This window comes from Enterobacter cloacae complex sp. P47BA, assembly GCF_014930485.1.
In the GTDB taxonomy this organism is placed as follows: Bacteria; Pseudomonadota; Gammaproteobacteria; order Enterobacterales; family Enterobacteriaceae; genus Enterobacter; species Enterobacter bugandensis.
The window spans coordinates 1-26,954 of sequence record NZ_JADBRF010000013.1 but is presented as its reverse complement, the minus strand read 5'-3'; the positions used below and the strand labels follow the sequence as shown (position 1 = coordinate 26,954).

At 55.7% G+C, this 26,954-nt stretch carries 30 protein-coding genes; 17 read left to right on the top strand and 13 right to left on the bottom strand.

The window, feature by feature from the left end:
- Positions 1-36 precede the first annotated feature (36 nt).
- Together yjeM and epmA are read right to left on the bottom strand one after the other, a co-directional pair.
- Positions 37-1,536, bottom strand: coding sequence for a glutamate/gamma-aminobutyrate family transporter YjeM (gene yjeM / locus IM299_RS14260; protein WP_045261278.1), 1,500 nt, complete (start codon positions 1,534-1,536; stop codon positions 37-39).
- 198 nt (positions 1,537-1,734) lie between these two features.
- On the bottom strand, positions 1,735-2,712 hold the full coding sequence (gene epmA, locus IM299_RS14255; RefSeq protein ID WP_041911493.1) for an elongation factor P--(R)-beta-lysine ligase: 978 nt from the start codon (positions 2,710-2,712) through the stop codon (positions 1,735-1,737).
- A 310-nt stretch (positions 2,713-3,022) separates the two neighbouring features.
- Between epmA and frdA the strand changes: the two genes are divergently transcribed.
- From frdA to frdD, 4 genes are read left to right on the top strand one after another with little or no spacing between them, the layout of a single operon-like run.
- Positions 3,023-4,813, top strand: coding sequence for a fumarate reductase (quinol) flavoprotein subunit (frdA, locus tag IM299_RS14250; RefSeq protein ID WP_028015241.1), 1,791 nt, complete (start codon positions 3,023-3,025; stop codon positions 4,811-4,813).
- Complete coding sequence (locus IM299_RS14245) at positions 4,806-5,540, top strand: succinate dehydrogenase/fumarate reductase iron-sulfur subunit (protein ID WP_045261280.1); 735 nt, start codon at positions 4,806-4,808, stop codon at positions 5,538-5,540. The genes frdA and IM299_RS14245 overlap by 8 nt, the downstream gene beginning before the upstream one ends.
- Positions 5,541-5,550: 10 nt before the next feature.
- Positions 5,551-5,946, top strand: a complete 396-nt coding sequence (gene frdC, locus IM299_RS14240) for a fumarate reductase subunit FrdC (protein WP_028015239.1) — start codon at positions 5,551-5,553, stop codon at positions 5,944-5,946.
- A 10-nt stretch (positions 5,947-5,956) separates the two neighbouring features.
- Positions 5,957-6,316 carry a fumarate reductase subunit FrdD gene (gene frdD, locus IM299_RS14235; protein ID WP_000609653.1) on the top strand — a complete coding sequence of 120 codons (360 nt, stop codon included), beginning with the start codon at positions 5,957-5,959 and terminating at the stop codon, positions 6,314-6,316.
- A gap of 29 nt (positions 6,317-6,345) precedes the next feature.
- On the opposite strand, the gene ampR is transcribed toward frdD, so the two are convergent.
- The gene (ampR, locus tag IM299_RS14230) at positions 6,346-7,221 is read right to left on the bottom strand and encodes a LysR family transcriptional regulator AmpR (RefSeq protein ID WP_193357671.1); all 876 of its coding nucleotides are present in this window, start codon (positions 7,219-7,221) and stop codon (positions 6,346-6,348) included.
- A 132-nt stretch (positions 7,222-7,353) separates the two neighbouring features.
- Here ampR and blaACT point away from each other — a divergent pair, with 132 nt between their 5' ends.
- Both blaACT and IM299_RS14220 read left to right on the top strand, forming a co-directional pair.
- Positions 7,354-8,499 (top strand): ACT family cephalosporin-hydrolyzing class C beta-lactamase, encoded by a 1,146-nt coding sequence (gene blaACT / locus IM299_RS14225; RefSeq protein WP_193357670.1) that lies wholly within the window; start codon positions 7,354-7,356, stop codon positions 8,497-8,499.
- 105 nt (positions 8,500-8,604) lie between these two features.
- Entirely contained in the window at positions 8,605-9,135 is a 531-nt protein-coding gene (locus tag IM299_RS14220; protein ID WP_028015236.1) for a lipocalin family protein, read from the top strand.
- On the opposite strand, the gene sugE is transcribed toward IM299_RS14220, so the two are convergent.
- A complete protein-coding gene (gene sugE, locus IM299_RS14215) occupies positions 9,132-9,449 on the bottom strand; it encodes a quaternary ammonium compound efflux SMR transporter SugE (RefSeq protein ID WP_006178944.1) in 318 nt (105 codons plus the stop codon). The genes IM299_RS14220 and sugE overlap by 4 nt on opposite strands.
- Before the next feature lie 259 nt (positions 9,450-9,708).
- Here sugE and IM299_RS14210 point away from each other — a divergent pair, with 259 nt between their 5' ends.
- Complete coding sequence (locus IM299_RS14210) at positions 9,709-10,308, top strand: LuxR C-terminal-related transcriptional regulator (RefSeq protein WP_193357669.1); 600 nt, start codon at positions 9,709-9,711, stop codon at positions 10,306-10,308.
- A 40-nt stretch (positions 10,309-10,348) separates the two neighbouring features.
- Here the strand turns inward: IM299_RS14210 and ecnB are convergent, their stop codons facing one another.
- The 3 genes from ecnB to efp all read right to left on the bottom strand — a co-directional run bounded on the left by ecnB (position 10,349) and on the right by efp (position 11,360).
- A complete protein-coding gene (gene ecnB / locus IM299_RS14205; RefSeq protein ID WP_003855942.1) occupies positions 10,349-10,495 on the bottom strand; it encodes a lipoprotein toxin entericidin B in 147 nt (48 codons plus the stop codon).
- Between the two features lie 108 nt (positions 10,496-10,603).
- Entirely contained in the window at positions 10,604-10,735 is a 132-nt protein-coding gene (locus tag IM299_RS14200) for an entericidin A/B family lipoprotein (protein ID WP_028015234.1), read from the bottom strand.
- Positions 10,736-10,793: 58 nt separating this feature from the next.
- Positions 10,794-11,360, bottom strand: a complete 567-nt coding sequence (gene efp / locus IM299_RS14195) for an elongation factor P (protein WP_003855940.1) — start codon at positions 11,358-11,360, stop codon at positions 10,794-10,796.
- Between the two features lie 40 nt (positions 11,361-11,400).
- On the opposite strand from efp, the gene epmB reads away from it, so the two are divergent.
- The gene (gene epmB / locus IM299_RS14190; protein WP_028015233.1) at positions 11,401-12,429 is read left to right on the top strand and encodes an EF-P beta-lysylation protein EpmB; all 1,029 of its coding nucleotides are present in this window, start codon (positions 11,401-11,403) and stop codon (positions 12,427-12,429) included.
- Positions 12,430-12,493: 64 nt separating this feature from the next.
- Here epmB and IM299_RS14185 read toward each other — a convergent pair whose 3' ends face one another.
- Positions 12,494-12,847: a DUF4156 domain-containing protein gene (locus IM299_RS14185; RefSeq protein WP_014882205.1), complete on the bottom strand. Its 354-nt coding sequence runs from the start codon at positions 12,845-12,847 to the stop codon at positions 12,494-12,496.
- 234 nt (positions 12,848-13,081) lie between these two features.
- On the opposite strand from IM299_RS14185, the gene IM299_RS14180 reads away from it, so the two are divergent.
- From IM299_RS14180 to iadA, 3 genes are read left to right on the top strand one after another with little or no spacing between them, the layout of a single operon-like run.
- The gene (locus IM299_RS14180; RefSeq protein WP_193357668.1) at positions 13,082-13,747 is read left to right on the top strand and encodes a nucleoside recognition domain-containing protein; all 666 of its coding nucleotides are present in this window, start codon (positions 13,082-13,084) and stop codon (positions 13,745-13,747) included.
- Positions 13,728-14,189 carry a YjiG family protein gene (locus IM299_RS14175; RefSeq protein WP_028015231.1) on the top strand — a complete coding sequence of 154 codons (462 nt, stop codon included), beginning with the start codon at positions 13,728-13,730 and terminating at the stop codon, positions 14,187-14,189. The genes IM299_RS14180 and IM299_RS14175 overlap by 20 nt, the downstream gene beginning before the upstream one ends.
- A gap of 10 nt (positions 14,190-14,199) precedes the next feature.
- The gene (iadA, locus tag IM299_RS14170) at positions 14,200-15,363 is read left to right on the top strand and encodes a beta-aspartyl-peptidase (RefSeq protein WP_193357667.1); all 1,164 of its coding nucleotides are present in this window, start codon (positions 14,200-14,202) and stop codon (positions 15,361-15,363) included.
- A gap of 64 nt (positions 15,364-15,427) precedes the next feature.
- Here the strand turns inward: iadA and groL are convergent, their stop codons facing one another.
- A complete protein-coding gene (gene groL, locus IM299_RS14165) occupies positions 15,428-17,071 on the bottom strand; it encodes a chaperonin GroEL (RefSeq protein WP_023310114.1) in 1,644 nt (547 codons plus the stop codon).
- Between the two features lie 31 nt (positions 17,072-17,102).
- Positions 17,103-17,396 (bottom strand): co-chaperone GroES, encoded by a 294-nt coding sequence (locus IM299_RS14160; protein ID WP_003855929.1) that lies wholly within the window; start codon positions 17,394-17,396, stop codon positions 17,103-17,105.
- A 178-nt stretch (positions 17,397-17,574) separates the two neighbouring features.
- Between IM299_RS14160 and yjeH the strand changes: the two genes are divergently transcribed.
- Positions 17,575-18,813, top strand: a complete 1,239-nt coding sequence (gene yjeH, locus IM299_RS14155; protein WP_193357666.1) for an L-methionine/branched-chain amino acid transporter — start codon at positions 17,575-17,577, stop codon at positions 18,811-18,813.
- A gap of 31 nt (positions 18,814-18,844) precedes the next feature.
- On the opposite strand, the gene IM299_RS14150 is transcribed toward yjeH, so the two are convergent.
- On the bottom strand, positions 18,845-19,309 hold the full coding sequence (locus tag IM299_RS14150; protein ID WP_193357709.1) for an FxsA family protein: 465 nt from the start codon (positions 19,307-19,309) through the stop codon (positions 18,845-18,847).
- A 335-nt stretch (positions 19,310-19,644) separates the two neighbouring features.
- Here IM299_RS14150 and aspA point away from each other — a divergent pair, with 335 nt between their 5' ends.
- The 5 genes from aspA (at position 19,645) to IM299_RS14125 (ending at position 25,246) form a co-directional block, all read left to right on the top strand.
- Positions 19,645-21,081, top strand: coding sequence for an aspartate ammonia-lyase (gene aspA, locus IM299_RS14145; RefSeq protein WP_003855923.1), 1,437 nt, complete (start codon positions 19,645-19,647; stop codon positions 21,079-21,081).
- A gap of 116 nt (positions 21,082-21,197) precedes the next feature.
- A complete protein-coding gene (locus IM299_RS14140; RefSeq protein ID WP_008502949.1) occupies positions 21,198-22,499 on the top strand; it encodes an anaerobic C4-dicarboxylate transporter in 1,302 nt (433 codons plus the stop codon).
- 113 nt (positions 22,500-22,612) lie between these two features.
- Positions 22,613-22,936 carry a divalent cation tolerance protein CutA gene (cutA, locus tag IM299_RS14135; RefSeq protein WP_028015227.1) on the top strand — a complete coding sequence of 108 codons (324 nt, stop codon included), beginning with the start codon at positions 22,613-22,615 and terminating at the stop codon, positions 22,934-22,936.
- On the top strand, positions 22,912-24,621 hold the full coding sequence (locus tag IM299_RS14130; RefSeq protein WP_193357665.1) for a protein-disulfide reductase DsbD: 1,710 nt from the start codon (positions 22,912-22,914) through the stop codon (positions 24,619-24,621). The genes cutA and IM299_RS14130 overlap by 25 nt, the downstream gene beginning before the upstream one ends.
- Positions 24,622-24,670: 49 nt before the next feature.
- Positions 24,671-25,246, top strand: a complete 576-nt coding sequence (locus tag IM299_RS14125; protein ID WP_193357664.1) for a transcriptional regulator — start codon at positions 24,671-24,673, stop codon at positions 25,244-25,246.
- Here IM299_RS14125 and IM299_RS14120 read toward each other — a convergent pair.
- Positions 25,243-25,833 (bottom strand): LysE family translocator, encoded by a 591-nt coding sequence (locus tag IM299_RS14120; RefSeq protein WP_193357663.1) that lies wholly within the window; start codon positions 25,831-25,833, stop codon positions 25,243-25,245. The genes IM299_RS14125 and IM299_RS14120 overlap by 4 nt on opposite strands.
- A gap of 37 nt (positions 25,834-25,870) precedes the next feature.
- Positions 25,871-26,716, bottom strand: a complete 846-nt coding sequence (locus IM299_RS14115) for an AraC family transcriptional regulator (RefSeq protein ID WP_041911503.1) — start codon at positions 26,714-26,716, stop codon at positions 25,871-25,873.
- Positions 26,717-26,954 lie beyond the last annotated feature (238 nt).

The following is a 26,954-nucleotide window of genomic DNA, read 5'->3' as shown; positions in this document are numbered from 1 at the left end:
CGTTCTCCCCTCCCTTTCGGGAGGGGCATTTTACCGCTACGCCACTTCCGTGACGTACGCCATTGAGCGCCGGCGGTAATTCTCATAAATCCCCATCGCCAGCAGCGAGAAGAAGACTGGCCCACCGACCATCCACAGCGCGCTGTTCCAGTCGTTCGCCTCAACCACGGGCTGAATAACGGTAAAGATGTTGGCAAACGCCACGACCAGCACCACCACCGTGGTCGCCAGCAGCGTTGCCGCGCGAGTTTTGAAGATCACAAACGGACGCTCAAGATCCCGCTTCGCCTTAAAGAACGGGAACGCCAGCGTCAGGAACAGGTACGGCAGCGTCATCGACACGTTCGCCATCAGGGTCAGCTTGTTATAGAACGCAGACGCGGTATCACCGCCAAATGACACCAGCAGAATGAACACGCACACCAGCAGACACTGCATCCACATGGCGTTGGCAGGCATGCCTGCGGTATTGAGCTGCGTCATGCGTGCTGGCCACAGCGCTTTTGGCGTACCCTGGATGATTGCTTTCAGCGGCGAGTAGATTAGCGTGAAGAACGCGCCGGTATAGGCTAGGAACATCGACAGGCCGGTAATGCGCGCAAACCAGATCCCAAGGGTGGCCGATGCTTCCGGCGTCAGGTGCATGGCGTTACCCAGCGTCATTCCCAGGCTTTTCATCAGCACGTAGGTGATGTTCCCGAGGTTAGTGGTATTGTTACTCAACACCTGCTGCCAGTTAGTGCTAACGCCCCAGAGGAAAATCGCCAGCGAATAGCCGATGGAAATAACGATGGCGGCAAAAATAATCCCTTTGGCAAAGTTTTTTTCCGGGTTCTCGGTCTTATCGACCAGCCCACCTACCGCTTCAATACCGCCGTAGGCAAAAATGGCAAATACCACGAAGGAGAGCATGGCCAGCCCGGACTGATAGCCCGGATTAGGCGATGAAACGAAGTTCACCTCCTGCGCGAAGTGTCCGCCGTTCAGGCACAGAATGGCGATACTCACCAGCAGCAGCACCAGGTTCAGGCACATCACGGAAATACCGCCAACGGCAGTGATACGGGCAATTTTGTTGATGCCTTTTGACGCCACCAGCGTCACCACCACCATCCAGCACACCGCCAGAATTCCGACCACCTGCGTGGAGCTCAGCCCGGCTAAAGACCAGACCTGCGTTTTATCCGCGCCGAAAAGAAACGTGGAGAACGGCACCCAGACTTTGGCCGCCGTGCTGACCATCCAGACGACGTAGGAGGAGAACCACATAAACGTCCCGATAAACGCGTAGCGCGGGCCGATGCTGTTGTTCATCCATGAATAGATACCGCCCTCTTCTTTCCGGTAAGCCGAGCCCATCTCCGCCATCATCAGCGCAAACGGGATAAAGAAGAACAGAGCAGAAACGATATAAAACGGCGTCGCGCTGTAGCCCATCAGATAGAAAGCCGACGGGCTGTTGGCAAAGCCAAAAACTGACGTAAAAATCATCAGAATGAGCCCGGTGAGGGTCATCTTTTTGAGTGACTGGGACATATAACCATCCGAAGAGGAATTAAACTGCGCGGATGGTAGCAGATGACCAGACTAACATTGTGGCTATACGAGGCAATTTAAGAAAAAGACCCGTGTACAGAGAAAATGGCAGTTTTTAATGTTGCGGAGAAGAAATGGAAAGGAATATTGCCACAGATACTATATGCCGGGTAAGCGACAGCGCCACCCGGCCATTCTTTAGGCGCGATCGACCGTAAAGGCAATCACATCGCCCAGCTGCTCGGCGCCCAGCGCCAGCATGACCAGACGATCCACGCCCAGCGCCACGCCGGAGCAATCCGGCAGACCGGCTTTTAATGCTTCCAGCAAGTTAACATCAATCGGCTGCTGCGGCAGACCGCGTGCGGCGCGCTTACGGTTATCCTGCTCGAAACGCTGCTGCTGTTCGCGCGCGTCGGTCAGCTCGTGGAAGCCGTTCGCCAGCTCGATGCCTTTGTAGTAAACCTCAAAACGCTCTGCCACGCGGTGATCTTCTGTGCTGATCTGCGCCAGTGACGCCTGGCTTGCCGGGAAGTGATAGACAAACGTCGGGCGATCTTTGCCAATCTGCGGTTCCACGCCGAAGGTGAACAGCAGCTGCAGCAGCGTGTCGCGATCCTCTTCGGTATCCGCCACGTTGCTCAGATCCAGTTTTGCCGCCACTTCACGCAGCTGGGCTTTGTCCGCCGACAGCGGATCGATTTCCAGATGGCGCTGGAAGGCCTGCTGATAGGAGAGCGTTTCGGCTTCTGAGCAGTCCAGTACCTGCTGCAGCAGATCGTCCACCTCATTCATCAGGCGGTACATATCATAGTGCGGGCGGTACCACTCCAGCATGGTGAATTCCGGGTTGTGGTGACGCCCCATCTCTTCATTACGGAAGCTGCGGCACAGCTGATACACCGGACCACACCCCGCCGCCAGCAGGCGCTTCATGTGATATTCCGGGCTGGTCATCAGATACAGATTCATGCCCTGGGAGTGGCCTGGGCCAACAAAACGGGTTTCAAACGGGACCAGATGAATATCCGTTACCGTTGCCTGACTCATGCACGGGGTTTCCACCTCCAGGACGCCGCGGTCGGCAAAGAAACGGCGGATCTCCGTCATAATTGCGGCGCGTTTTAACAGATTTGGGATGGATGCGCTCGGCTGCCAGGTGGCCGTTTCGCTCATGAGTTTTTCTCCGATTTCAGACAAGGGCACGAAGTCTACTCGTTAGCAGTGGCAGAGACAAATTTTGCGCAGTAAAAACGCGTATTTCATTTACGTGGATTATTTTGTGATGCGATTCATCAATCACGATGATAAATCACCGCACAGAACAGCAAAAAAATCGAACACGTCAAATTTCCCTCACAACTACGCGGTTATACTGTTATACCCATAAAGGAGCAGTGGAATCGCTTCCGCAATCGCCCGTTCGGGCAGGTGAACGTCCTTTAGTTCATCGCATTGCGGGAAAACAAAAATCTGGAGGAATGTCGTGCAAACTTTTCAAGCCGATCTTGCCGTAATAGGCGCTGGCGGGGCTGGATTACGCGCTGCAATTGCTGCGGCACAAGCCAACCCGAACGCTAAAATCGCATTGATTTCAAAAGTCTATCCGATGCGCAGCCACACGGTGGCAGCAGAAGGAGGATCCGCCGCCGTCGCGCAGGATCATGACAGCTTCGAATACCATTTCCACGACACGGTTGCAGGGGGCGACTGGCTTTGCGAACAGGATGTCGTTGACTACTTCGTGCACCATTGCCCAACGGAAATGACCCAACTGGAACAATGGGGATGCCCGTGGAGCCGCCGTCCGGACGGCAGCGTTAACGTCCGCCGCTTTGGTGGCATGAAGATCGAACGCACCTGGTTCGCCGCCGATAAGACCGGCTTCCACATGCTGCACACCCTCTTCCAGACCTCCCTTCAGTTCCCACAAATTCAGCGCTTCGATGAACATTTTGTACTCGACATTCTGGTCGACGACGGTCATGCACGTGGCCTGGTGGCGATGAATATGATGGAAGGCACGCTCGTCCAGATCCGCGCCAATGCGGTGGTGATGGCAACGGGCGGTGCAGGTCGCGTCTATCGCTACAACACCAACGGCGGCATCGTCACCGGCGACGGGATGGGCATGGCGCTGAGCCACGGCGTGCCGTTGCGCGATATGGAGTTTGTGCAGTATCACCCAACCGGCCTGCCGGGCTCCGGCATTTTGATGACGGAAGGCTGCCGCGGTGAAGGCGGTATTCTGGTCAACAAAAACGGCTACCGTTATCTGCAGGATTACGGCATGGGCCCGGAAACCCCGCTCGGCGAGCCGAAGAACAAATACATGGAGCTCGGCCCGCGCGACAAAGTTTCTCAGGCCTTCTGGCACGAGTGGCGCAAGGGCAACACCATCTCAACGCCGCGCGGCGACGTGGTCTATCTCGACCTGCGTCACCTGGGCGAGAAGAAACTGCTGGAGCGTCTGCCGTTTATCTGCGAACTGGCAAAAGCCTACGTGGGCGTCGACCCGGTGAAAGAGCCGATACCGGTACGCCCAACCGCGCACTACACCATGGGCGGGATTGAAACCGACCAGCAGTGTGAAACCCGCATTAAAGGGCTGTTCGCCGTGGGCGAGTGTTCCTCCGTCGGCCTGCACGGCGCCAACCGTCTGGGCTCTAACTCGCTGGCAGAGCTGGTCGTCTTTGGCCGCATGGCGGGCGAGCGCGCCATGGAGCGTGCGGCAACCGCAGGCGAAGCAAACGGTGCGGCGCTGGATGCGCAGGTCACAGACGTTGAAAAACGCCTGAAGGATCTGGTGAACCAGGAAGGCAACGAGAACTGGTCGAAGATCCGCGACGAGATGGGCCTGTCGATGGAAGAAGGCTGCGGTATCTACCGTACGCCGGAACTGATGCAGAAAACCGTCGACAAGCTGGCGGAGCTTCAGGAGCGCTTCAAGCGCGTGCGCATCACCGATACCTCCAGCGTCTTCAACACCGACCTGCTCTATACCATTGAGCTTGGCCACGGCCTGAACGTCGCGGAATGTATGGCGCACTCTGCGCTGGCGCGTAAAGAGTCTCGCGGCGCCCACCAGCGTCTGGACGAAGGCTGCACCGAACGTGACGACGTCAATTTCCTGAAACACACTCTCGCCTGGCGCGATGCGGATGGCACCACGCGTCTGGACTACAGCGACGTGAAAATCACCACGCTGCCACCGGCTAAACGCGTGTATGGCGCAGAAGCAGAAGCCGCCGAGAAGAAGGAGAAGGCGAATGGCTGAGATGCAAAAATTGAAAGTTGAAGTGGTGCGCTACAACCCGGAAGTGGATACCGCCCCCCACAGCGCTTTCTACGAAGTGCCTTATGACGAGCAAACCTCCCTCCTGGATGCGCTCGGCTATATCAAAGACAACCTGGCGCCGGACCTGAGCTACCGCTGGTCCTGCCGCATGGCGATCTGCGGCTCCTGCGGCATGATGGTCAACAAGGTGCCGAAGCTGGCCTGTAAAACCTTCCTGCGTGATTACACCAGGGGCATTAAGGTTGAAGCGCTGGGCAACTTCCCAATCGAGCGCGATCTGGTGGTCGATATGACCCACTTTATCGAAAGCCTGGAAGCGATTAAGCCGTACATCATCGGCAACCCGCGCACGCCGGACCAGGGTCCGAACACCCAGACGCCGGCGCAGATGGCGAAATACCATCAGTTCTCCGGCTGCATCAACTGCGGCCTGTGTTACGCCGCCTGTCCTCAGTTTGGCCTGAACCCGGAGTTCATCGGCCCGGCCGCCATTACCCTGGCGCACCGCTATAACGAAGACAGCCGCGACCACGGCAAAAAAGAACGTATGGCGCAGCTAAACGGCCAGAACGGCGTCTGGACCTGTACGTTTGTGGGCTACTGCTCCGAAGTCTGTCCGAAGCACGTCGACCCGGCCGCCGCAATTCAGCAGGGTAAAGTGGAAAGCTCGAAAGACTTTCTTATCGCTACCCTGAAACCACGCTAAGGAGTGCATGATGACGACTAAACGCAAAGCCTACGTGCGGCCTGTGCCGTCCACCTGGTGGAAAAACCTGCCGTTTTATCGCTTCTATATGCTGCGTGAAGGCACGGCGGTACCGGCGGTCTGGTTCAGCCTTGAGTTAATGTATGGCGTTTTTGCCCTTAAACACGGGCCGGAAACCTGGGCGAACTTTGTCGGTTTCCTGCAAAACCCAATCATCGTGGTTCTGAACCTGATCGCGCTCGCGGCGGCGCTACTTCATACAAAAACCTGGTTTGAACTGGCGCCAAAAGCGGCAAACATCATCATTAAAGACGAAAAAATGGGGCCGGAGCCAGTCATTAAAGGGCTATGGGCAGTGACGATCCTGGTCACTGTTGTCATTCTGTTTGTCGCACTGTTCTGGTAAGGAGACTACTGTGATCAATCCAAATCCAAAACGTTCAGACGAGCCGGTCTTCTGGGGCCTGTTTGGCGCAGGCGGCATGTGGAGTGCCATCATCGCCCCGGTGATCATCCTGCTGGTCGGCATTATGCTGCCGCTGGGGCTGTTTCCGGGCGATGCGCTGAGCTACGAGCGCGTGCTGGCGTTTGCGAGCAGCTTTATTGGCCGCGTGTTCATCTTCCTGATGATCGTCCTGCCGCTGTGGTGCGGCCTGCACCGCATTCACCATGCGATGCATGACCTGAAAATCCATGTGCCGAGCGGTAAATGGGTGTTCTACGGGCTGGCAACCATCCTGACCGTGGTGACGCTGATTGCCGTGGTCACTATCTGACGCTTCTGGCCCGCCATCCGGCGGGCCTTTTATTTCTGCATCTTTCCCACCAGCCACTGGGCAAATTCACGCATTGCGGACGTTTCAGCCCGCGACTGCAGTCTCGTTAACCAGTAACTGCCCAGATCAATTTGCGTTGTAAACGGCTGCACGATGCGCTCGCTGTTCAGCAAATGGGTAAACATATCGACAGGCGCAATGGCTATGCCCATACCTGCCTGTGCGGCTTCCAGCATGGTGACAGACGAATCAAACACCATCACCCGGTGCGTTGGCGACGGAGGATGCTCGCCTGCCGCCTGCATCCACGCCGACCATTCGTCGCGTCGGTAAGAGCGCAGCAGGGTAAACTTCAGGATGTCGGCCGGAGACTGGAGCACGGCGGCGATTTCGGGCGAGCAAAGCGGCGCCAGCGGCGCAGGGCACAGGAATTGCGCCTCGGTGCCGTGCCACGCCCCACCGCCGTAGCGGATCGTATAATCAAGCCCTTCAGCAGCCGGATCGACGCGGTTGTTATGGGTGGAAAGGTGAAGATCGATATGCGGATAATAGCGGCGAAAGTCCGCGAGATGAGAGAACAGGATACCCGTGGCGAAAGTCCCTACTACGCCAATTTTTAGCTTCTCCTGAGCGCGCTGGCTAGCAAAGCGATCCAGCATTCCGGCGATACGATCGAATGAATCATTCAGCACCGGCAGCAGATTTTCCCCCTCAGTGGTCAGCATCAGGCCGCGCGAGACGCGGACAAACAGCTGGCAATTCAGATGCTGCTCCAGCGCCTTAACGTGCTGGCTGATGGCAGAATGGGTAACGTTCAGCTCTATCGCTGCATGCGTAAAACTGAGGTGCCGGGCGGCCGCTTCGAAGGCGCGAAGCGAATTAAGCGGAAGATAGCTGCGGGTCATTGTTCCATCCGTTAGAAAAATTAACAGCTCATGCTAAATTTAACCGTTTGTCAGCCATAGTCAAATCCAACAGACTACAGCGGTCTGCCGGGCCCGGACACTCCCTTGACCTGCTATTATGGAAGATAATTGATGATGAAAAAATTCCTTTGCTGCGCCCTGCTGCTCAGCACATCCTGCTCTGTACTCGCCGCGCCGATGTCGGAAAAACAGCTGGCTGACGTGGTAGAACGCAACGTTACGCCCCTGATGAAAGCGCAGGGTATTCCAGGCATGGCGGTGGCCGTGATTTATCAGGGCCAGTCACACTACTTTACCTTTGGAAAGGCCGATATCGCGGCGAACAAACCCGTCACCCCGCAAACCCTGTTCGAGCTGGGCTCTATAAGTAAAACCTTCACCGGCGTGCTGGGGGGCGATGCTATTGCCCGCGGCGAAATTTCGCTGGGCGATCCGGTAACCAAATATTGGCCTGATCTGACCGGCAAGCAGTGGCAAGGGATTCGCATGCTGGATCTGGCAACCTACACCGCCGGTGGCCTGCCTTTACAGGTGCCCGATGAGGTCACAGATAACGCTTCTCTGCTGCGCTTCTATCAAAACTGGCAGCCTCAGTGGAAGCCGGGCACAACGCGTCTTTACGCCAACTCCAGCATCGGTCTTTTTGGCGCGCTGGCGGTCAAACCTTCCGGCATGAGCTATGAGCAGGCCATGACGACGCGGGTCTTTAAGCCGCTCAAGCTGGATCATACCTGGATTAACGTTCCGAAAGCGGAGGAGACGCATTACGCCTGGGGATATCGTGACGGTAAAGCGGTCCACGTTTCACCGGGCATGCTGGACGCAGAGGCATATGGCGTGAAAACCAACGTGCAGGATATGGCGAGCTGGGTGATGGTCAATATGGCCCCTGACGCACTGCAGGATACGCCCCTGAAGCAAGGCATTACGCTGGCGCAGTCTCGCTACTGGCGCGTGGGTGCCATGTATCAGGGGTTAGGTTGGGAGATGCTTAACTGGCCGGTCGATGCCAAAACCGTCGTCGGAGGCAGTGATAACAAGGTGGCGCTGGCACCGTTGCCTGCGAGAGAAGTGAATCCACCCGTTCCCCCGGTTAAGGCCTCATGGGTGCACAAAACGGGCTCAACCGGCGGGTTTGGCAGCTACGTGGCCTTTATTCCTGAAAAGCAGCTCGGCATTGTGATGCTGGCGAATAAAAGCTATCCGAACCCGGCGCGAGTTGAGGCGGCATACCGTATCCTCGACGCGCTGCAGTAAAACATTGCCGGGTAGCGCTGCGCTTACCCGGCGAAACACACCGCACAAAAACCACATTTTCCTTGCCGTCATCTACACTTAACAAAAAACAGTAAGGAAACTCCTATGCGCATTTTGCCTGTTATCGCCGCGGTGACAGCCGCGTTTTTAGTGGTGGCCTGCAGTTCCCCTACCCCACCTCCTGGCGTTACCGTCGTCACGCCTTTTGATGCTCAACGCTTCCTCGGAACATGGTATGAAATCGCGCGCCTCGACCATCGGTTTGAGCAGGGCTTAGAGAAGGTTACTGCAAATTACAGCCCAATGGATGATGGCGGTATTCAGGTGATCAACAGGGGCTATAATCCCGATCGGGAGATGTGGCAGCAGTCGGTCGGGAAAGCCTACTTCACTGGCGACCCGCGACGGGCCGCGCTCAAAGTCTCTTTCTTCGGCCCGTTTTATGGCGGCTATAACGTGATAGCACTCGACAGAGAGTACCGTCACGCGCTGGTCTGCGGGCCGGATCGCGACTATCTGTGGATACTTTCCCGCACGCCAACTATTTCGTCAGAAATGAAACAGCAGATGCTGGACGTCGCGACCCGACAGGGGTTTGATGTGTCGAAACTTATTTGGGTAAAACAGCCCCGTTAATGGGTACTGAGCTTCAGCCCAATGATACCGGCAACAATCAGAGCGAGGCTGGCAATGCGCGCCAGGCTCGCTGACTCACCCAGCAGCAGAATGCCGGTAATCGCCGCGCCTACGGCACCGATCCCCGTCCAGACGGCATAGGCCGTTCCCACGGGCAGAGAACGCATTGCCCACGATAGCAGAACAATGCTCACGATCATCGCCGTAACGGTAATAACGCTGGGCGTCAGGCGGGTAAATCCGTGGGTGTACTTGAGACCAATCGCCCATACCACTTCGAGCAGACCAGCAATAAAGAGAATAATCCAGGACATCTCGGGCTCCTTAACTTAAAAACAGTTGGGGCCGTCCCCGATGAAGGAAGCACTTACGGGTCGTCCCGCAAGGCAGATAACACCCCATATTTTGGTTAGCGTGTGATTTTTTTTCAATCATTTTCTGATGAATGCGTTAAGCCCAGAAATAGCCGCAGTATGGCGCGGAGTTCAGGCATTTATAGCTCATCGGACTTCTCTATGATGATGTGCTTTCTGATGGCAGGAAGCCAAACCACTAGCCGACTGCGAATAAAATATGTTCAAGATTCTTTTGATTGACCGTTGTCACTTCACCCGCACCGGGTTTGAAGCATGGCTCAATCATTCCGGTTTGTTCCCGGGGCACTACGTTGTGACCGGGCTGAACAATCTATTCCTCGCCAGGGAGCACATTCTGCAATGGAAACCTGAGCTGGTCATCGCTGACCTGCATGGTTTCAGGCAGGATATTCACCATTTCCAGCAACTCTCTTCCTTGCTGAACGCCAGCGAAAAATTACCTTTTATTATGCTGCAATCGGGAGAGGACAAGGACCTGGCGATCTGGCTCGGGAACTTCCCGGTCTGGTCTTCGCTAATGAAAAATGCCCCTCTTGAGGAAATCGCGACGGTTATCAATGACGCGTTAATTTCGCGCGCAAGCACGTACCGCCCGACGGTGGCCGCCCCCTTGCTGACACGACAGGAGGAGAAAGTGTTGACGTTATGGATGGACGGCGCGAGCAACCAAAAGATAGCCGCTCACCTGAGCATTAACGGAAAAACGGTTTATACCTATAAACGCAATATCCGCATGAAGCTGCATATGGATACACGCTTTTCACCGTTTTTATCCCTGCAGGAAGCAGAGAATTGACGGTACGGTGAAACTCACGTGCCGTACCGTCCATGCTTCATTAGTTCTGAGCTTTAGTTGCTGCACCAGAAATCGCGTTACCACCGTCGGAGATATCTTCCCCTACGCCGCGGGTGGTATTACATGCAGTCAACACGGAGGAAAGCACGAGGACAGAAAAGATCGCTGCAATTGTTTTCTTAACCATAATATCTTCCTTTTATAGCCAAAGTTGTTTTGTGTATAGCAACTTAAGAATAGACAAGATCCCGCCGATTGACGGAAAAGGAAGCAATTTTAGGAAAATTAGACGGACTTAGCTGGCTGCGTGAGAAATGATATGACCGAGGTCCTGGATATCTTCCCCCATGCCACGGGCGGTGTTACAGCCGGAAAGCAGTACGCTGGAGAGCGCTAACAGAAGCAGAATTTTAACGGTACGTTTCATCATCCCTGCCTGCAAAAATCAGGCGCAGCGGGCGCTGCGCCTCGAATCATGACGTAAATTACTTCACGCGGGATACGTATTCGCCGGAGCGAGTATCCACTTTGATCACTTCACCGATCTGTACGAACAGCGGTACTTTCACCACAGCGCCGGTGGAGAGCGTTGCTGGCTTGCCGCCAGTACCCGCGGTGTCACCTTTCAGACCTGGATCGGTTTCAACGATTTCCAGCTCAACAAAGTTTGGTGGGGTAACGGCGATAGGCTGGCCGTTCCACAGGGTCACGATGCACTCAGCCTGATCCAGCAGCCACTTCGCGTTATCGCCAATCGCTTTCGCGTCAGCAGACAGCTGCTCGAAGGTTTCGTTGTTCATGAAGTGCCAGAACTCACCGTCGTTGTACAGGTAAGTCAGGTTCATATCGACAACATCAGCGCCTTCAGCGGAGTCAGTAGATTTGAAGGTTTTCTCAACACGGGTGCCGGTCAGCAGGCGGCGCAGCTTAACGCGTGCGAATGCCTGGCCTTTACCTGGTTTAACGAATTCGCTGGCTTCAACCGCGTACGGTTCGCCGTCCATCATGATTTTAAGACCAGCACGAAAATCGTTGCTATAGTACGTTGCCATAAGGCCCTCTAAATTTGTTAACTGGTAGCTAAGCCACAAAATGGCGCATATTGTAACCCTAAACACCCCATCCAGAGAAGATTGGTTATCGCAACTTGCCGATGTAATCACCAGTCCTGATGAATTGCTGCGTCTTTTAGACCTCGATCAGCATCCGGAGTTGCTTGCTGGCCGTGAGGCAAAGCGACTTTTCGCCCTGCGTGTTCCCCGCGCGTTTGTTGCGCGCATGGAAAAAGGCAACCCTGACGATCCTTTATTAAAACAAACCCTTACGTCGCAGGATGAGTTTATTACAGCGCCGGGCTACAGCACCGATCCGCTGGAAGAGCAAAACAGCGTGGTGCCGGGTTTACTGCACAAATATCTCAATCGCGCCCTGCTGCTGGTAAAAGGCGGCTGTGCGGTAAATTGTCGTTACTGCTTTCGTCGGCACTTCCCGTATGCCGAAAACCAGGGAAATAAGCGCAACTGGCAGGTTGCGCTGGACTATATCGCCGCCCATCCAGAGCTGGATGAGATTATTTTTTCCGGCGGTGACCCACTGATGGCAAAAGATCATGAACTGGACTGGCTTTTGACGCAGCTTGAAGCCATCCCGCACATCAAACGTCTGCGCATTCACAGCCGTTTACCGATTGTCATCCCGGCGCGTATTACCGACGCCCTGGTCACGCGCCTGGAGCAGTCCCGTCTACAGGTGCTGCTGGTAAACCATATCAACCACGCGAACGAGATCGACGATGAATTTCGCGCGGCAATGGCGCGTCTGCGTAAGGCGGGCGTGACGCTGCTCAACCAGAGCGTATTGTTGCGCGGCGTGAACGACAGTGCCCGGGTGCTGGCCGATCTCAGCAATGCCTTGTTTGACGCAGGCGTGATGCCCTATTACCTGCACGTACTGGATCGCGTGCAGGGCGCGGCGCATTTCATGGTGACGGATGAAGAAGCCCGACAAATTATGCGCGAGCTGTTAACGCTGGTTTCAGGTTATATGGTGCCGAAGCTGGCACGCGAGATTGGCGGAGAGCCGAGTAAGACGCCGCTGGATTTGCAACTGCGGCAGCGCTAAAAGGCAGGTGGCGCTACGCTTACCTGCCCTACGAGGTGGGGCGCAGCGCCATCAGCAAGTAAACTCAGTTCGGGCACTTATAGACCTGGCCGCTCATCTGGCTGGCCGTTGGCACGAAGCTGGAGAGCATTCCTTGCGTCGGGCTGCTCACGCCGTAAATCACGTTCCCCCCCATTGCAGCAGCCTGGTTACGCAGGGCATTCGCCGCGCCGCGCATAGAGCCGCCCTCTTCACCGTGCTGACCCGACATCCAGTTACTTTGTTCACCGGTGGCCGTGCCTAACAGCTGGCATTCGCTGCCTGGCTTATCTTCCACAAAGCGAACGCCCTGGCCCGCTGCCGACAGTTCATTGCTGGAGCTACAACCCGCCAGCAGCAACGCTGCTCCTACGATCCCTGCACAGACTTTTACGCGCATGTTATTCCTCGTTTTCAATAAGCTGGACAGTAATTGTCCGTGTGTAAATCTTATACCTAAAAGATGACTAAAAGAAAAATCCCCGCGCATTTCTGCGAGCCGGATTCCGTACATCACTCCTCCGACATCTTAAATGAATTCTGATAATGCCCTTTGGGATATCGTGTTTTAGCCCTCGATCGTTTTTAGTGTTGCGACGTACAACTTTTGTACGCGATTAAAACAGGGGGTTTCATGAGTGCATCATCCTCAGGAGATGAAAAGGTAACATGGGTGGGCTATCTGGCGTTTGTGCTCACCATCGTATTTTTCTCAGGCTTTTTCGCCAAAAGTACCGAATGGTGGCGCGTGCTGGATTTTACCGTCCTAAACGGCAGCTTCGGTCCGGTGAACGGCACGCTCACGTTTCGCGGTGAGGGCGGCACGGGGGCGAAAGACGGTTTCTTATTTGCCCTTGAACTGGCGCCTTCGGTCATTTTATCGCTCGGGATCATTGCCGTCACCGAGGGGCTCGGCGGGCTGCGTGCCGCGCAACAGCTGATGACGCCCATTTTGCGCCCGCTGCTTGGCGTACCGGGCGTCTGCTCTCTGGCCCTCATCGCCAACCTGCAAAATACCGATGCCGCAGCAGGGATGACCAAAGAGTTGACAGACGAAGGGGCTATTACCGATCGCGAGCGCGCCATTTTCGCCACCTTCCAGACCAGCGGTAGCGCCATCATTACCAACTATTTTTCTTCCGGCGCCGCACTCTTCACGTTTATTACCGTCCCGGTAATCACGCCGCTGGCCGTCATACTGATGTTCAAATTTGTTGGCGCGAACCTCCTGCGTCTGTGGATCGCTCGCATGGAAGATCGTCGTATTCAGGAGGAAAAAAATGATCGCCCAGCCGCGTAAAAATATCATGGACATGTTTATCGATGGCGCCCGCCGAGGCTTTACCATCGCCACTACCAGCCTGCTGCCGAACGTGGTTATGGCGTTTGTCATCATTCAGGCGCTCAAGGTGACCGGCCTGCTGGATATTGTTGGCAATATTTGCGAGCCAATTATGGCCCTGTGGGGGCTTCCGGGCGCGGCGGCAACTGTCCTGCTGGCCTCGGTGATGAGTATGGGCGGCGGCGTGGGGGTTTGCGCCAGCCTGGTGGCTGCCGGCACGCTCAACGGCCACGATGCCACCGTTCTGCTGCCCGCCATCTATCTGATGGGCAATCCGGTGCAAAACACCGGCCGCTGCCTGGGCACCGCAGGCGTTAACCCGAAGTATTATCCGCACATCATTACCGTCTGCGTCATTAACGCCCTGCTCTCAATGTGGGTAATGCAGCTACTCTTCTGAGGAGATAAAAATGGATTTTTCAGTGCTGGAACCCCATCTTTTCCGCAATGTGCACCTTTACGCGCCGGAGGATCGGGGACGTTGCGATCTGCTCATCGCCGGGGGAAAAATCGTCGCGATTGAAAAAACGGATCGCGCAGCAATGCGGCTTAACTGTCCTGAAACCGATCTCGCCGGGGCGGTGGTTTGCCCGGGCTTTATCGATCAGCACGTACACCTGATCGGCGGCGGCGGTGAAGCCGGTCCGCACACCCGGACGCCGGAGGTACGGTTGTCCGCGCTGGTGGCGGCGGGCATCACCTCCGTTGTTGGCCTGCTGGGTACCGACGGCGTGACCCGCCATCCCGAATCTCTGCTGGCAAAAACGCGGGCGCTTGAGCATGAAGGGATCAGCGCGTGGATGCTGACAGGCGCATACGGGCTGCCTTCTCCGACGATTACCGGCAGCATCGAAAAGGATGTGGCGCTGATTGATAAAATCATCGGCGTGAAATGCGCGATTTCCGACCACCGCTCTTCCGCACCAGCGAATGACCAGCTCGCGAATATGGCCGCTCAGTCGCGCGTCGGCGGGCTGCTGGGCGCTAAAGCGGGCATATCCGTGTTTCACCTCGGCAACAGCCCGAAGCTGCTTGAGCCCCTGCTTAACATCCTGAAAAACGCCGACGTGCCACGCACGAAGCTGCTGCCAACCCACGTTAACCGCGACCAGGCGCTGTTCCTCGCCGCACTGGATTATGCCCGCGATGGGGGCTATATCGACATCACCACCAGCATCAGTGAGCCCATTGATGCCGCCACCGCCATCGCGACGGCCCGTGAAGCGCAGGTGCCGTTTAACCGGCTTACGCTCAGCTCGGACGGTAACGGCAGCCAACCGAATTTTGACGCGAACGGTAATCTGGTGGGCATTGGCGTAGCCGGGTTCGAATCTCTGCCTCAGACGCTGCAGCAACTGGTCAGCCGGTATCACCTGCCGCTGGAGGAGGCGCTTCTGCCGTTTACGCGTAACGTAGCGGAGTTTCTCGGGCTGGAGCATAAGGGGCGGCTCGCGCCCGGATGCGATGCCGATTTCCTGGTGCTGACGGATGACCTGAAGATCCGCGAGGTCTGGGCGAAAGGCCGCCAGATGGTGTGCGAGGGCGCAGCATGCGTGAAGGGAACATTTGAGTAGCGGCAATAAAAAACCCCGGACATTTCTGCCCGGGGTTCGTTCTGAGAGGTTCAGAACAACATGATTACATCATGCCGCCCATTCCACCCATGCCGCCCATACCAGCAGCACCTAAGTCAGGCGCGTCGCCTTTTGGCAGGTCGGTTACCATGCACTCGGTCGTGATCATCAGGCCAGCTACAGATGCCGCGTACTGCAGAGCAGAACGGGTCACTTTAGTTGGGTCCAGGATACCGAAGTCGATCATGTTGCCGTATTCTTCAGTTGCCGCGTTGTAACCGTAGTTACCTTCACCCGCTTTCACGTTGTTCGCAACCACAGACGGCTCTTCACCGGCGTTGGAAACGATCTGACGCAGAGGAGCTTCCATTGCGCGCAGCGCAACTTTGATACCCACGTTCTGGTCTTCGTTCTGAGCGGTCAGGCCAGCCAGCTTAGCGGCTACACGCACCAGCGCGACACCACCACCAGCAACTACGCCTTCTTCTACCGCAGCACGGGTCGCGTGCAGGGCATCGTCAACGCGTGCTTTCTTCTCTTTCATTTCAACTTCGGTCGCCGCACCCACTTTGATTACCGCAACGCCGCCAGCCAGTTTCGCTACGCGCTCCTGCAGTTTTTCACGGTCGTAATCGGAAGTGGCTTCTTCGATCTGCTTACGGATCTGACCAACACGGCCCTGAATAGCGGCTTCTTCACCCACACCGTCGATGATGGTGGTGGTGTCTTTGTTGATCACAACGCGTTTCGCCTGGCCCAGGTCTTCCAGGGTCGCTTTTTCCAGCTCCATACCGATCTCTTCGGAGATCACGGTACCACCGGTCAGGGTAGCGATATCCTGCAGCATTGCTTTACGGCGATCGCCGAAGCCAGGTGCTTTAACCGCAGCCACTTTCACGATGCCACGCATGGTGTTAACCACCAGGGTCGCCAGCGCTTCGCCTTCAACATCTTCAGCGATGATAACCAGCGGCTTGCCTGCTTTCGCAACGGCTTCCAGCACTGGCAGCATTTCACGGATGTTGGAGATTTTCTTGTCAGCCAGCAGGATGAACGGGCTTTCCAGCTCAACAGCGCCAGTTTCTGGCTTGTTGATGAAGTATGGGGACAGGTAACCGCGGTCGAACTGCATACCTTCAACCACGTCCAGTTCGTCTTCCAGACCGGTACCGTCTTCAACGGTGATCACGCCTTCTTTACCGACTTTATCCATCGCTTCAGCGATCAGTTTACCTACGGTTTCGTCGGAGTTAGCGGAGATAGTACCAACCTGAGCAATGGCTTTAGAGTCAGAGCACGGTACGGACAGCGCTTTCAGTTCTTCAACAGCGGATGCGACAGCTTTGTCGATACCACGTTTCAGATCCATTGGATTCATGCCCGCAGCAACGGCTTTCAGGCCTTCCGTGATGATAGCCTGCGCCAGTACGGTCGCGGTGGTGGTACCGTCGCCTGCAGCGTCGTTCGCTTTAGAGGCAACTTCTTTCACCATCTGCGCGCCCATGTTTTCGAACTTGTCTTCCAGCTCGATTTCACGTGCAACGGAAACACCATCTTTGGTGATGGTTGGCGCGCCGAAGGATTTATCCAGCACTACGTTACGGCCTTTCGGGCCCAGGGTCACTTTAACTGCATCTGCCAGTACGTTTACGCCGCGGAGCATTTTTACACGAGCGTCGTTACCGAATTTTACGTCTTTAGCTGCCATGTTCTTATTTCCTCAAATTCTCGTGCGTAAATTACGCTTCAACAATTGCCAGAATGTCGCTCTCGGACATGATCAACACTTCTTCATTGTCGATCTTCTCGGATTTCACGCCGTAGCCATCGTTGAAAATTACGATGTCACCAACTTTAACGTCCAGCGGCTGCACAGTTCCGTTTTCCAGGATGCGGCCCTTACCGACAGCGATGATTTCGCCACGCGTTGATTTGGCTGCTGCAGAACCGGTCAGAACGATGCCGCCAGCAGACTTGGTTTCAACTTCTTTACGTTTGACGATCACACGATCATGTAACGGACGAATACTCATTGATAGCTCTCCTTTGAGAAAGTCATTATCAGTTATGGATGACGCCGGCCCGCATGCGGTTTTCCGACTAGTGCCCTGAGAGATGGGGATAGCTTTTTACCCCTTCAAGGGGGAATCGAAAAAAAATTTGCGAAAGTGTTACCATCCACTCTCTTTTGATGGTGGCAGGGCAAGGTAAATGAGTGGACTCAGGCAGGAGTTGGGGCTGGCGCAGGGCATTGGCCTGCTTTCAACCTCCTTGTTAGGTACGGGCGTGTTTGCCGTACCGGCACTGGCAGCGCTGGTCGCCGGAAATAACAGTCTTTGGGCATGGCCGGTGCTGATCCTGCTGGTGTTCCCGGTGGCGATTGTGTTTGCCATACTCGGGCGGCACTTCCCCAGCGCGGGCGGCGTGGCGCATTTTGTCGGCATGGCGTTTGGTCCGCGCATGGAGCGCGTAACCGGCTGGCTGTTTTTGTCGGTAATACCCGTTGGCCTTCCGGCAGCCCTGCATATCGCCACCGGCTTTGGACAGGCGCTGTTTGGCTGGCACGACGAGCAACTGCTGCTGGCTGAGCTGGGTACGCTGGCGATCGTCTGGTGGGTGGGCTCGCGCGGAGCCAGTTCAAGCGCGAATCTGCAAACGCTGGTTGCAGCGTTAATCGTCGTGCTGATCGTCGCCATCTGGTTTGCGGGTAACATTACCGTAGCAGATATCCCCTTCCCTGCGATAAACGATATCGACCATTCACAGCTTTTCGCTGCGTTATCCGTCATGTTCTGGTGTTTTGTTGGCCTTGAAGCGTTCGCTCACCTGGCATCCGAGTTTAAACAGCCCGAGCGTGATTTTCCCCGCGCTCTGATGATTGGTTTACTGCTGGCGGGCACCGTATATTGGGCCTGTACCGTGCTGGTGCTGCACTTCAACGCGTTCGGCGAAGATAAAGCCGCCGCCGCATCGCTACCGGGTATCGTGGTTAAACTTTTCGGCGTGAAGGCGCTATGGGTGGCCTGTGTGATTGGCTATCTCGCCTGCTTTGCCAGCCTCAACATTTATATCCAGAGCTTCGCCCGTCTGGTGTGGTCACAGGCGCGCTACAAACCTGAGAGCCGCCTCGCACGGTTGTCTAAACGTCAACTCCCTATGAATGCGCTGAATGCTGTGCTGGGCTGCTGCGTCCTGAGCTCGCTGGGTATTTATCTTCTCGACATCAACCTCGATGCTCTAATTATCTACGCCAACGGTATTTTCATCATGATCTACCTGCTGTGCATGCTGGCGGGCTGTCGTCTGCTGAAAGGTCGCTATAAAGCACTGGCGGTCGTCGGGGGCATGCTGTGCCTGCTGCTACTGGCGATGGTGGGATGGAAGAGTGTGTACGCCATCGTCATGCTGGCGGGGCTGTGGGCGTTTTTACCGAAGCGGAAAAATCCGTAGGCCCGGTAAGCGAAGCCACCGGGCAAAAAAATTATCGATCGTCTTTATGGTCTAAACGGTCGCGCTGTTCATCCTTGCGCTGATACTCCCCTTCGAAGGTATCGCCTGGCCCTGTGCTGAACCCGCCGCCCGGCATGCGGCTGAAGCGCAGGTGCGGCAGCAGCTTAATGGTCAGGTGCTTCTGCACCGGCGGCAACAGCAACAGCAGGCCGAGGAAGTCGGTAAAGAACCCCGGCAGGATCAGCAGCAGGCCAGCAATAATCAGCGACACGCTTTTGATCATCTCTTCTGCCGGGCTTTCGCCTGCGGCCATCTTCTGCTGCATTATCAGGAAATTTTTGAAACCCTGATTACGCACCAGCGACATGCCGATGACGGAGGTGAAGATCACCAGAATCAGCGTCAGCAGGACGCCCAGCACGTGAGCTACCTGAATGAAAATAGAAATCTCAATGTAAACATAGAGAAAGAAAGCTATAAACGGTATCCAGCGCACTGGCATCTCCTGTGTGGCAGGTGCCATCTGGCCCCTGTCTGAATGTGTTCGCGTCGCGCGTCTGTAAGAGATGGAGACGGTTAGCCAAAATTCAATCGGTTTGCACGGATATTTTTTTCGGAAATATTAAAGCGGTGACACATTTCACAGATTAATAATTATCATGGAATCGGGTCGATAATAAGTGATCCAGCTTACGGCAATTCGCTATCATCAGCATATGATCTCGAACATCTGGCCGATTGAGGGAATAATCGTCGGTCAGAAAATATTCAAAACCACATATATGTTGTGTGTTTAGTACAATCCATCGGCAGCTTGAAAAGAAGGTTCACATGTTAAACAACATTCGTATCGAAGAAGACTTGTTGGGTACCAGGGAAGTTCCAGCGGATGCCTACTATGGTGTTCACACTCTGAGAGCGATTGAAAACTTCTACATCAGCAACAGCAAAATCAGCGATATCCCTGAGTTTGTCCGTGGCATGGTGATGGTGAAGAAAGCCGCAGCGCTGGCGAACAAAGAGCTGCAAACCATTCCTAAAAGCGCGGCAAATGCGATTATCGCTGCCTGCGATGAAGTGCTGAACAACGGCAAATGCATGGACCAGTTCCCGGTTGACGTCTATCAGGGCGGCGCGGGTACCTCCGTCAACATGAATACCAACGAAGTACTGGCAAACATCGGCCTTGAGCTGATGGGCCACCAGAAAGGTGAATACCAGTACCTCAACCCGAACGACCACGTTAACAAATGCCAGTCCACCAACGACGCCTACCCAACCGGCTTCCGTATCGCGGTGTATGCCTCCGTGGTCAAACTGGTCGACGCGATCAACCAGCTGGGCGATGGCTTCCAGCGTAAGGCCGTTGAGTTCCAGGACATTCTGAAAATGGGCCGTACCCAGCTGCAGGACGCGGTGCCAATGACGCTGGGTCAGGAATTCCACGCGTTTAACGTGCTGCTTAACGAAGAGACCAAAAACCTGCTGCGCACCTCCGAGCTGCTGCTGGAAGTGAACCTGGGCGCAACCGCCATCGGTACGCGTCTGAACACCCCGGATGGCTATCAGCAGCTGGCGGTTCAGAAGCTGGCGGAAGTGTCTAACCTGCCGGTGGTGCCTGCGGAAGACCTGATTGAAGCCACATCCGACTGCGGCGCGTACGTAATGGTACACAGCGCCCTGAAACGTCTGGCGGTGAAACTGTCCAAAATCTGTAATGACCTGCGCCTGCTCTCCTCCGGCCCGCGCGCTGGCCTGAACGAAATCAACCTGCCAGAGTTGCAGGCGGGTTCTTCCATTATGCCAGCCAAAGTTAACCCGGTAGTGCCAGAAGTGGTGAACCAGGTTTGCTTCAAGGTGATTGGTAACGACACCACCGTGACCATGGCCTCCGAAGCCGGTCAGCTGCAGCTGAACGTGATGGAGCCGGTGATTGGCCAGGCGATGTTTGAATCCATTCACATCCTGACTAATGCCTGTTACAACCTGCTGGAAAAATGCATTAACGGCATCACCGCGAATAAAGAAGTCTGTGAAGGCTATGTTTATAACTCCATCGGGATCGTTACTTACCTCAACCCGTTCATCGGCCACCACAACGGTGACATCGTTGGTAAGATTTGCGCCGAAACCGGTAAGAGCGTGCGTGAAGTCGTGCTGGAGCGTGGACTGTTGACCGAAGCCGAGCTGGACGATATCTTCTCGGCCCAGAACCTGATGCATCCGGCATATAAAGCAAAACGATATACCGATGAAAGCGAACAGTAACAGTTCAGGCTAGGCTTCCGAAAGGCACGTCACTTGTGACGTGCCTTTTTTCTTTTTAGGCGTTACCTAAATACAACAATTCAATATCAACTTGTTAATAAGCAAGGCAGGTCTTTATGTTTGGAGCAGAACTCGTCATCGTCCTGTTGGCGATTTATTTGGGCGCGCGGCTCGGGGGTATCGGCATTGGTTTTGCCGGCGGTCTCGGGGTGCTCGTACTTACCCTTATCTTTCAGATTAAACCCGGCGCAATCCCTTTTGACGTTATCGAAATCATCATGGCGGTTATTGCCGCTATTGCGGCCATGCAGGTGGCAGGCGGTATGGACTACCTGGTGAGCCTGGCGGAGCGCATGCTGCGCCGCCATCCGAAATACATCACCTTCCTTGCCCCGCTGGTGACCTGGTTTATGACCATTCTCGCGGGAACCGGCCACACGGCGTTCTCCACGCTGCCGGTGATCACCGAGGTGGCAAAAGAACAGGGGATTCGCCCGTCTCGTCCGCTTTCTATTGCCGTGGTGGCGTCGCAGATTGCGATCACCGCGTCGCCAATCTCAGCCGCCGTAGTCTTCTTCGCGGGTATCCTTGAGCCGATGGGCGTGAGCTACCTGACGCTGCTGGCGATCTGTATTCCAGTCACGCTGATTGCGGTGATGATTACCGCCGTGCTGTGTAACTTCCTCGGTGCCGAGCTGAAAGACGATCCGGTTTACCAGGAGCGTCTGGCAAAAGGTGAAGTGAGCCTGCGCGGTAGCCAGGTCTTCGAGCTGAAGCCGCACGCGAAACGCTCCGTGCTGCTGTTCCTGATCGGTATCGTCGCCGTGATGTTCTACGCGACCGCCATCAGCGACACCGTGGGGCTGATCCAGAACCCGGTGCTGCCGCGTAACGAAGCGATTGTGGTATTCATGCTGACCATCGCCACGCTGATTAGCATCACCTGTAAAATCGACACCAGCGAAGTGCTGAACGCCAGCACCTTCAAATCCGGTATGAGCGCCTGCGTGTGCGTACTGGGCGTGGCGTGGCTCGGTGACACCTTCGTGAAAGCACACATCAGCGACATCCAGACCGTTGCCGGCGACCTGCTGCACAACTATCCGTGGCTGCTGGCCGTGGTACTGTTCTTTGCCGCGACGCTGCTTTACTCTCAGGCTGCCACCACCAAAGCGCTGATGCCTGCGGCACTGATGCTGGGCGTGACGCCGCTGACGGCGATTGCCTCTTTTGCGGCCGTTTCCGCCCTGTTCGTGCTACCAACCTACCCAACCCTGCTGGCCGCGGTTGAGATGGATGACACCGGCTCAACCCGCATCGGTAAGTACGTGTTTAACCACGCGTTCCTGATCCCGGGCGTGGTGGCGATTACGCTTTGCGTCGTCCTCGGCTTTATCATCGGTGGCATTGTGCTGTAAACGGTTAGCCGTTGTAAAAATAGTTAAAATCGGGCCGCTCTGCGGCCCGTTTCATTAATGACCAATCGCATGGCGTGATATAGTGAAGACTTTCGTGATGAGGAGGTCGACTTGTGAACACGCCTGATGCTGTTGTCGTACTGTGTACCGCCCCTGATGAAGCCTCTGCCCAGGATCTCGCCGCCAAAGCGCTGGCCGAAAAACTGGCAGCCTGCGTCACGCTGCTCCCCGGCGCGACCTCCCTCTATTACTGGGAAGGCAAGCTGGAGCAGGAGTATGAAGTCCAGATGTTGCTCAAAACCAATCTGGCGAATCAGCAGGCGCTCCTTGACTGCCTCAAGTCTCATCATCCTTATCAAACCCCGGAGCTGCTGGTGCTGCCAGTGGTCCACGGCGATAACGACTATCTCTCATGGCTCAACGCTTCTTTACGCTGATCCTGCTGCTGTGCAGCACGTCAGTATTTGCCGGGTTGTTTGACGCGCCCGGCCGTTCGAACTTTATTCCCGCCGACCAGGCGTTCATTTTCGACTTTCAGCAAAACCAGCACGATCTCAATCTGACCTGGCAGGTGAAAGAGGGTTACTACCTCTACCGCAAGCAGGTCAGCATCATGCCGGCAAAGGCTAACGTTGGCGCATTGCAGATGCCCGCTGGCGAATGGCATGAGGACGAGTTCTACGGTAAAAGTGAAATTTATCGCCAGCGCTTAAGCGTGCCCGTTACGGTGAATCAGGCGGATAAAGATGCCACGCTGACGGTTACGTATCAGGGCTGTGCCGACGCGGGCTTCTGCTACCCTCCTGAAACGAAGATCGTTCCGCTTACTGAAGTTAAAGCGGCTGCCTCCCCTCTCCCCTCAGGCGAGAGGGACAGGGTGAGGGATGAAGGCGAAGCCAAAGCTGCTTCCGATCTGCCGTTCTCAGCACTTTGGGCCTTACTGATTGGTATCGGCATTGCCTTTACCCCTTGTGTCCTGCCGATGTACCCGCTTATCTCCGGGATTGTTCTGGGCGGCAAACAGCGTCTTTCTACCGCCCAGGCGCTGCTCCTGGCGTTTATTTATGTGCAGGGCATGGCGCTCACCTATACCGCGCTCGGCCTCGTGGTCGCCGCGGCCGGACTGCAGTTCCAGGCAGCCCTCCAGCACCCTTACGTGCTAATCGGCCTGTCAGCCGTATTTATTCTGCTGGCGCTGTCGATGTTTGGCCTGTTCACGCTTCAGTTGCCCTCTTCGCTGCAAACCCGCTTAACGCTGATGAGCAATCGCCAGCAGGGTGGCTCTGCGGGCGGCGTGTTCGCAATGGGCGCCATCGCCGGGTTGATTTGTTCCCCCTGCACTACAGCACCGCTGAGCGCTATCCTGCTGTACATCGCCCAGAGCGGTAATATGTGGCTCGGCGGGGGTACGCTGTATCTTTACGCGCTGGGGATGGGCCTGCCGCTGATTCTGGTGACGGTGTTTGGCAACCGCCTGCTGCCGAAGAGCGGCCCGTGGATGGAGACGGTGAAAACCGCGTTCGGCTTTGTCATCCTGGCGCTCCCGGTGTTCCTGCTGGAGCGCATCATGGGTGACGCGTGGGGTTTGCGCCTGTGGGCCATGCTCGGCGTGGCGTTCTTCTCCTGGGCGTTTATCGTCAGCCTGGGGGCAAAAAAAGCGTGGATGCGTCTGGTGCAAATTCTCCTGCTCGCCGCCGCGTTGGTGAGCGTGCGCCCGCTTCAGGATTGGGCGTTCGGCTCGCCTGTGGGCCAGACGCAGGCACATTTAAACTTTATACACGTTAAGAACGTCGATGAGCTCAACAGCGCGCTGGCGCAGGCAAAAGGCAAACCGGTGATGCTCGACCTCTATGCCGACTGGTGTGTTGCCTGCAAAGAGTTTGAAAAATACACCTTTAGCGATCCTCTGGTGCAAAATGCCCTGAAAGAGACGGTACTCCTTCAGGCAAACGTCACAGCCAACAATGCGCAGGATAAGGCCCTGCTTAAACACCTTACCGTACTCGGGCTACCAACCATTCTGTTCTTCAATGAGCAGGGGGAAGAGCTGCCAGAACAGCGTGTAACCGGGTTTATGGACGCACCGGCATTCAGCGCGCATTTGCGCAATCGCCAACCGTAAACAACACTTTAGACGGGACATACCGTTGGGAATAGCGGAGGAGATAACCGTGCAACGCGAAGACGTACTGGGACAAGCCCTGCAACTACTTGAGATTCAAGGGATCGCCAGCACCACGCTTGAGATGGTAGCCGACCGTATCGATTACCCTCTGGATGAGCTTAAGCGCTTCTGGCCGGATAAAGAGGCGCTGCTTTATGATGCCCTACGCTATCTTAGCCAGCAGGTGGATATCTGGCGCAGGCAGCTAATGTTGAATGAAGAGCTGACCGCCGAGCAAAAACTGTTAGCGCGCTACACCGCCCTGACAGAGTGCGTCAGCAACAATCGTTATCCAGGCTGCCTGTTTATTGCTGCCTGTACGTTTTATCCCGATCCTGGCCATCCAATACACCAGCTGGCGGATCAGCAAAAACGTGCGGCGCATGACTTCACCCACGAACTGCTGACAACGCTTGATGTGGATGACCCGGCAATGGTCGCTAAGCAGATGGAGCTCGTACTGGAGGGTTGCCTGAGCCGCATGCTGGTGAACCGTAGCCAGGCCGATGTGGATACGGCGCACCGCCTGGCGGAAGACATTCTGCGCTTTGCCCAGTGTCGTATGGGCGGGGCGTTAACCTAGACCAGCATGCCCGCCCAGGCGGAGACGAGCAAACATAGCGCCATCAGGCGCTGAAACCGCACCATCGCCACGGTGGTGCGAAACACTCGGTTTACCGCCTTCCCTAGCCACGCCCAGCACATCAGGCACATCACAGAAATCAGTAAGAACCATAGCGTCATCAGCGCAATATCTCTTAACGGATGAATGCTCGCGGGAGCAAAAAGACTCACTACTGCCAGCGCCATCATCCACGTTTTCGGATTCACCATCTGCAGCAGCGCTGCGGCTTGCGCGGTGAAGCGATGAGGCGTCTTCTCAGAAAGATTCGCCGCAGGCGCCCGATACAGTTGCCAGCTCATCCAGGTTAGCCACAGCACGCCCGCCCAACTCATTGCCTGGCGTATCAGAGGAAACTGACGCAGCACCTCCCCGGCGCCGGCACCCGATATCAGCACAATCAGACTCGCCGTAATACATCCCCCCAAAATGGCGGGAATGGTATTTTTCACACCAAAGTGCTGGCTGTTAGTGAGAACGAGGATATTCGTCGGGCCGGGCGTTATCGACGCGACAAAGGCAAACAGCAGATAAGGCATCAGACTCACAGATGGCTCCTTTTTTATTAGAGCCATTACTGTGCCGCTATTTTCTGGAAACGTCTGGAAGGTTTGTGCACAACCGGCGGTAGTGGGCAGGGGAAATGCGGTATGCACGCTGGAACCAGCGTCCCAGATGGCTTTGGTCGGCAAAACCGAGCGCTGTAGCCACATTAACAGGCTGTTCGCCGTGCGCCAGCAGCTGTCGCGCCTTTGCCAGACGCAGCTGAATAAGCCAGGCGTGCGGTGCCAGGTTGAACTCGCGCTTAAAACAGCGCGTCAGCGTAAAACGATCCGTGCCCGTCTCGCGCGCAAGGTCTGACAACCCCACGTTCTCGCCGATATGCGCATAAAGATAGTCGCGTGCGCGGTGCGCCACGGCAGCGCTCTGTAGCTGCGACGGGAGTTTCTTACGCCAGTGGCAATGGGAGGTGATCTGAGAGAGCAGCTTATCCATTGTGCTCTGCTGAACAATTTTCATCTCATCGCTATGCAATGCGTTAAACGTCTCGCCGATAGAACGGACCAGCTGAGGTTCTCGCGTTAGCGTTTGAGCAAAGTGAAGCGAGTAGCGATCCGGCGTGGCTTCATATAATCCACGGAGGGTACGCGTCAGCCACTGCTCGTCAAGATAGAAGGTGAGATAGGTAAAGCCTCCTTCCACAGGCGCGTCGCCGTCGTGAATTTCACCCGGCTCCAGTAAGAACGCATCACCAGGATGGCTGCGGTGGCGTTCGCGACGACAGTGGAACTGCTGGGTGCCTGAAAGGGTAATCCCGACCAGATAACTATCGTGCCAGTGGGGATCGAAGGCATGGCCTTCGAAGTGCGCTTTAATCGTTTCAATGCCGGTATCCGCATGCTGACGGAGCTCAAGCCAGTCGTTTGCCATACTGCCCTCCTGTTGTCATCAGCATTGCCGCACGGCCTGGTATTGTCTGGAAGATTTGTGCATTTTCACGGTGAAAACGTACAGATTGCCGCAAACTTAAGCAGTTGAACAGCTTTTCCTGAAATAATGTTGACGATAAGGCGCGATTGCGGTTTAATGCGCTCCGTTGCCCGGATAGCTCAGTCGGTAGAGCAGGGGATTGAAAATCCCCGTGTCCTTGGTTCGATTCCGAGTCCGG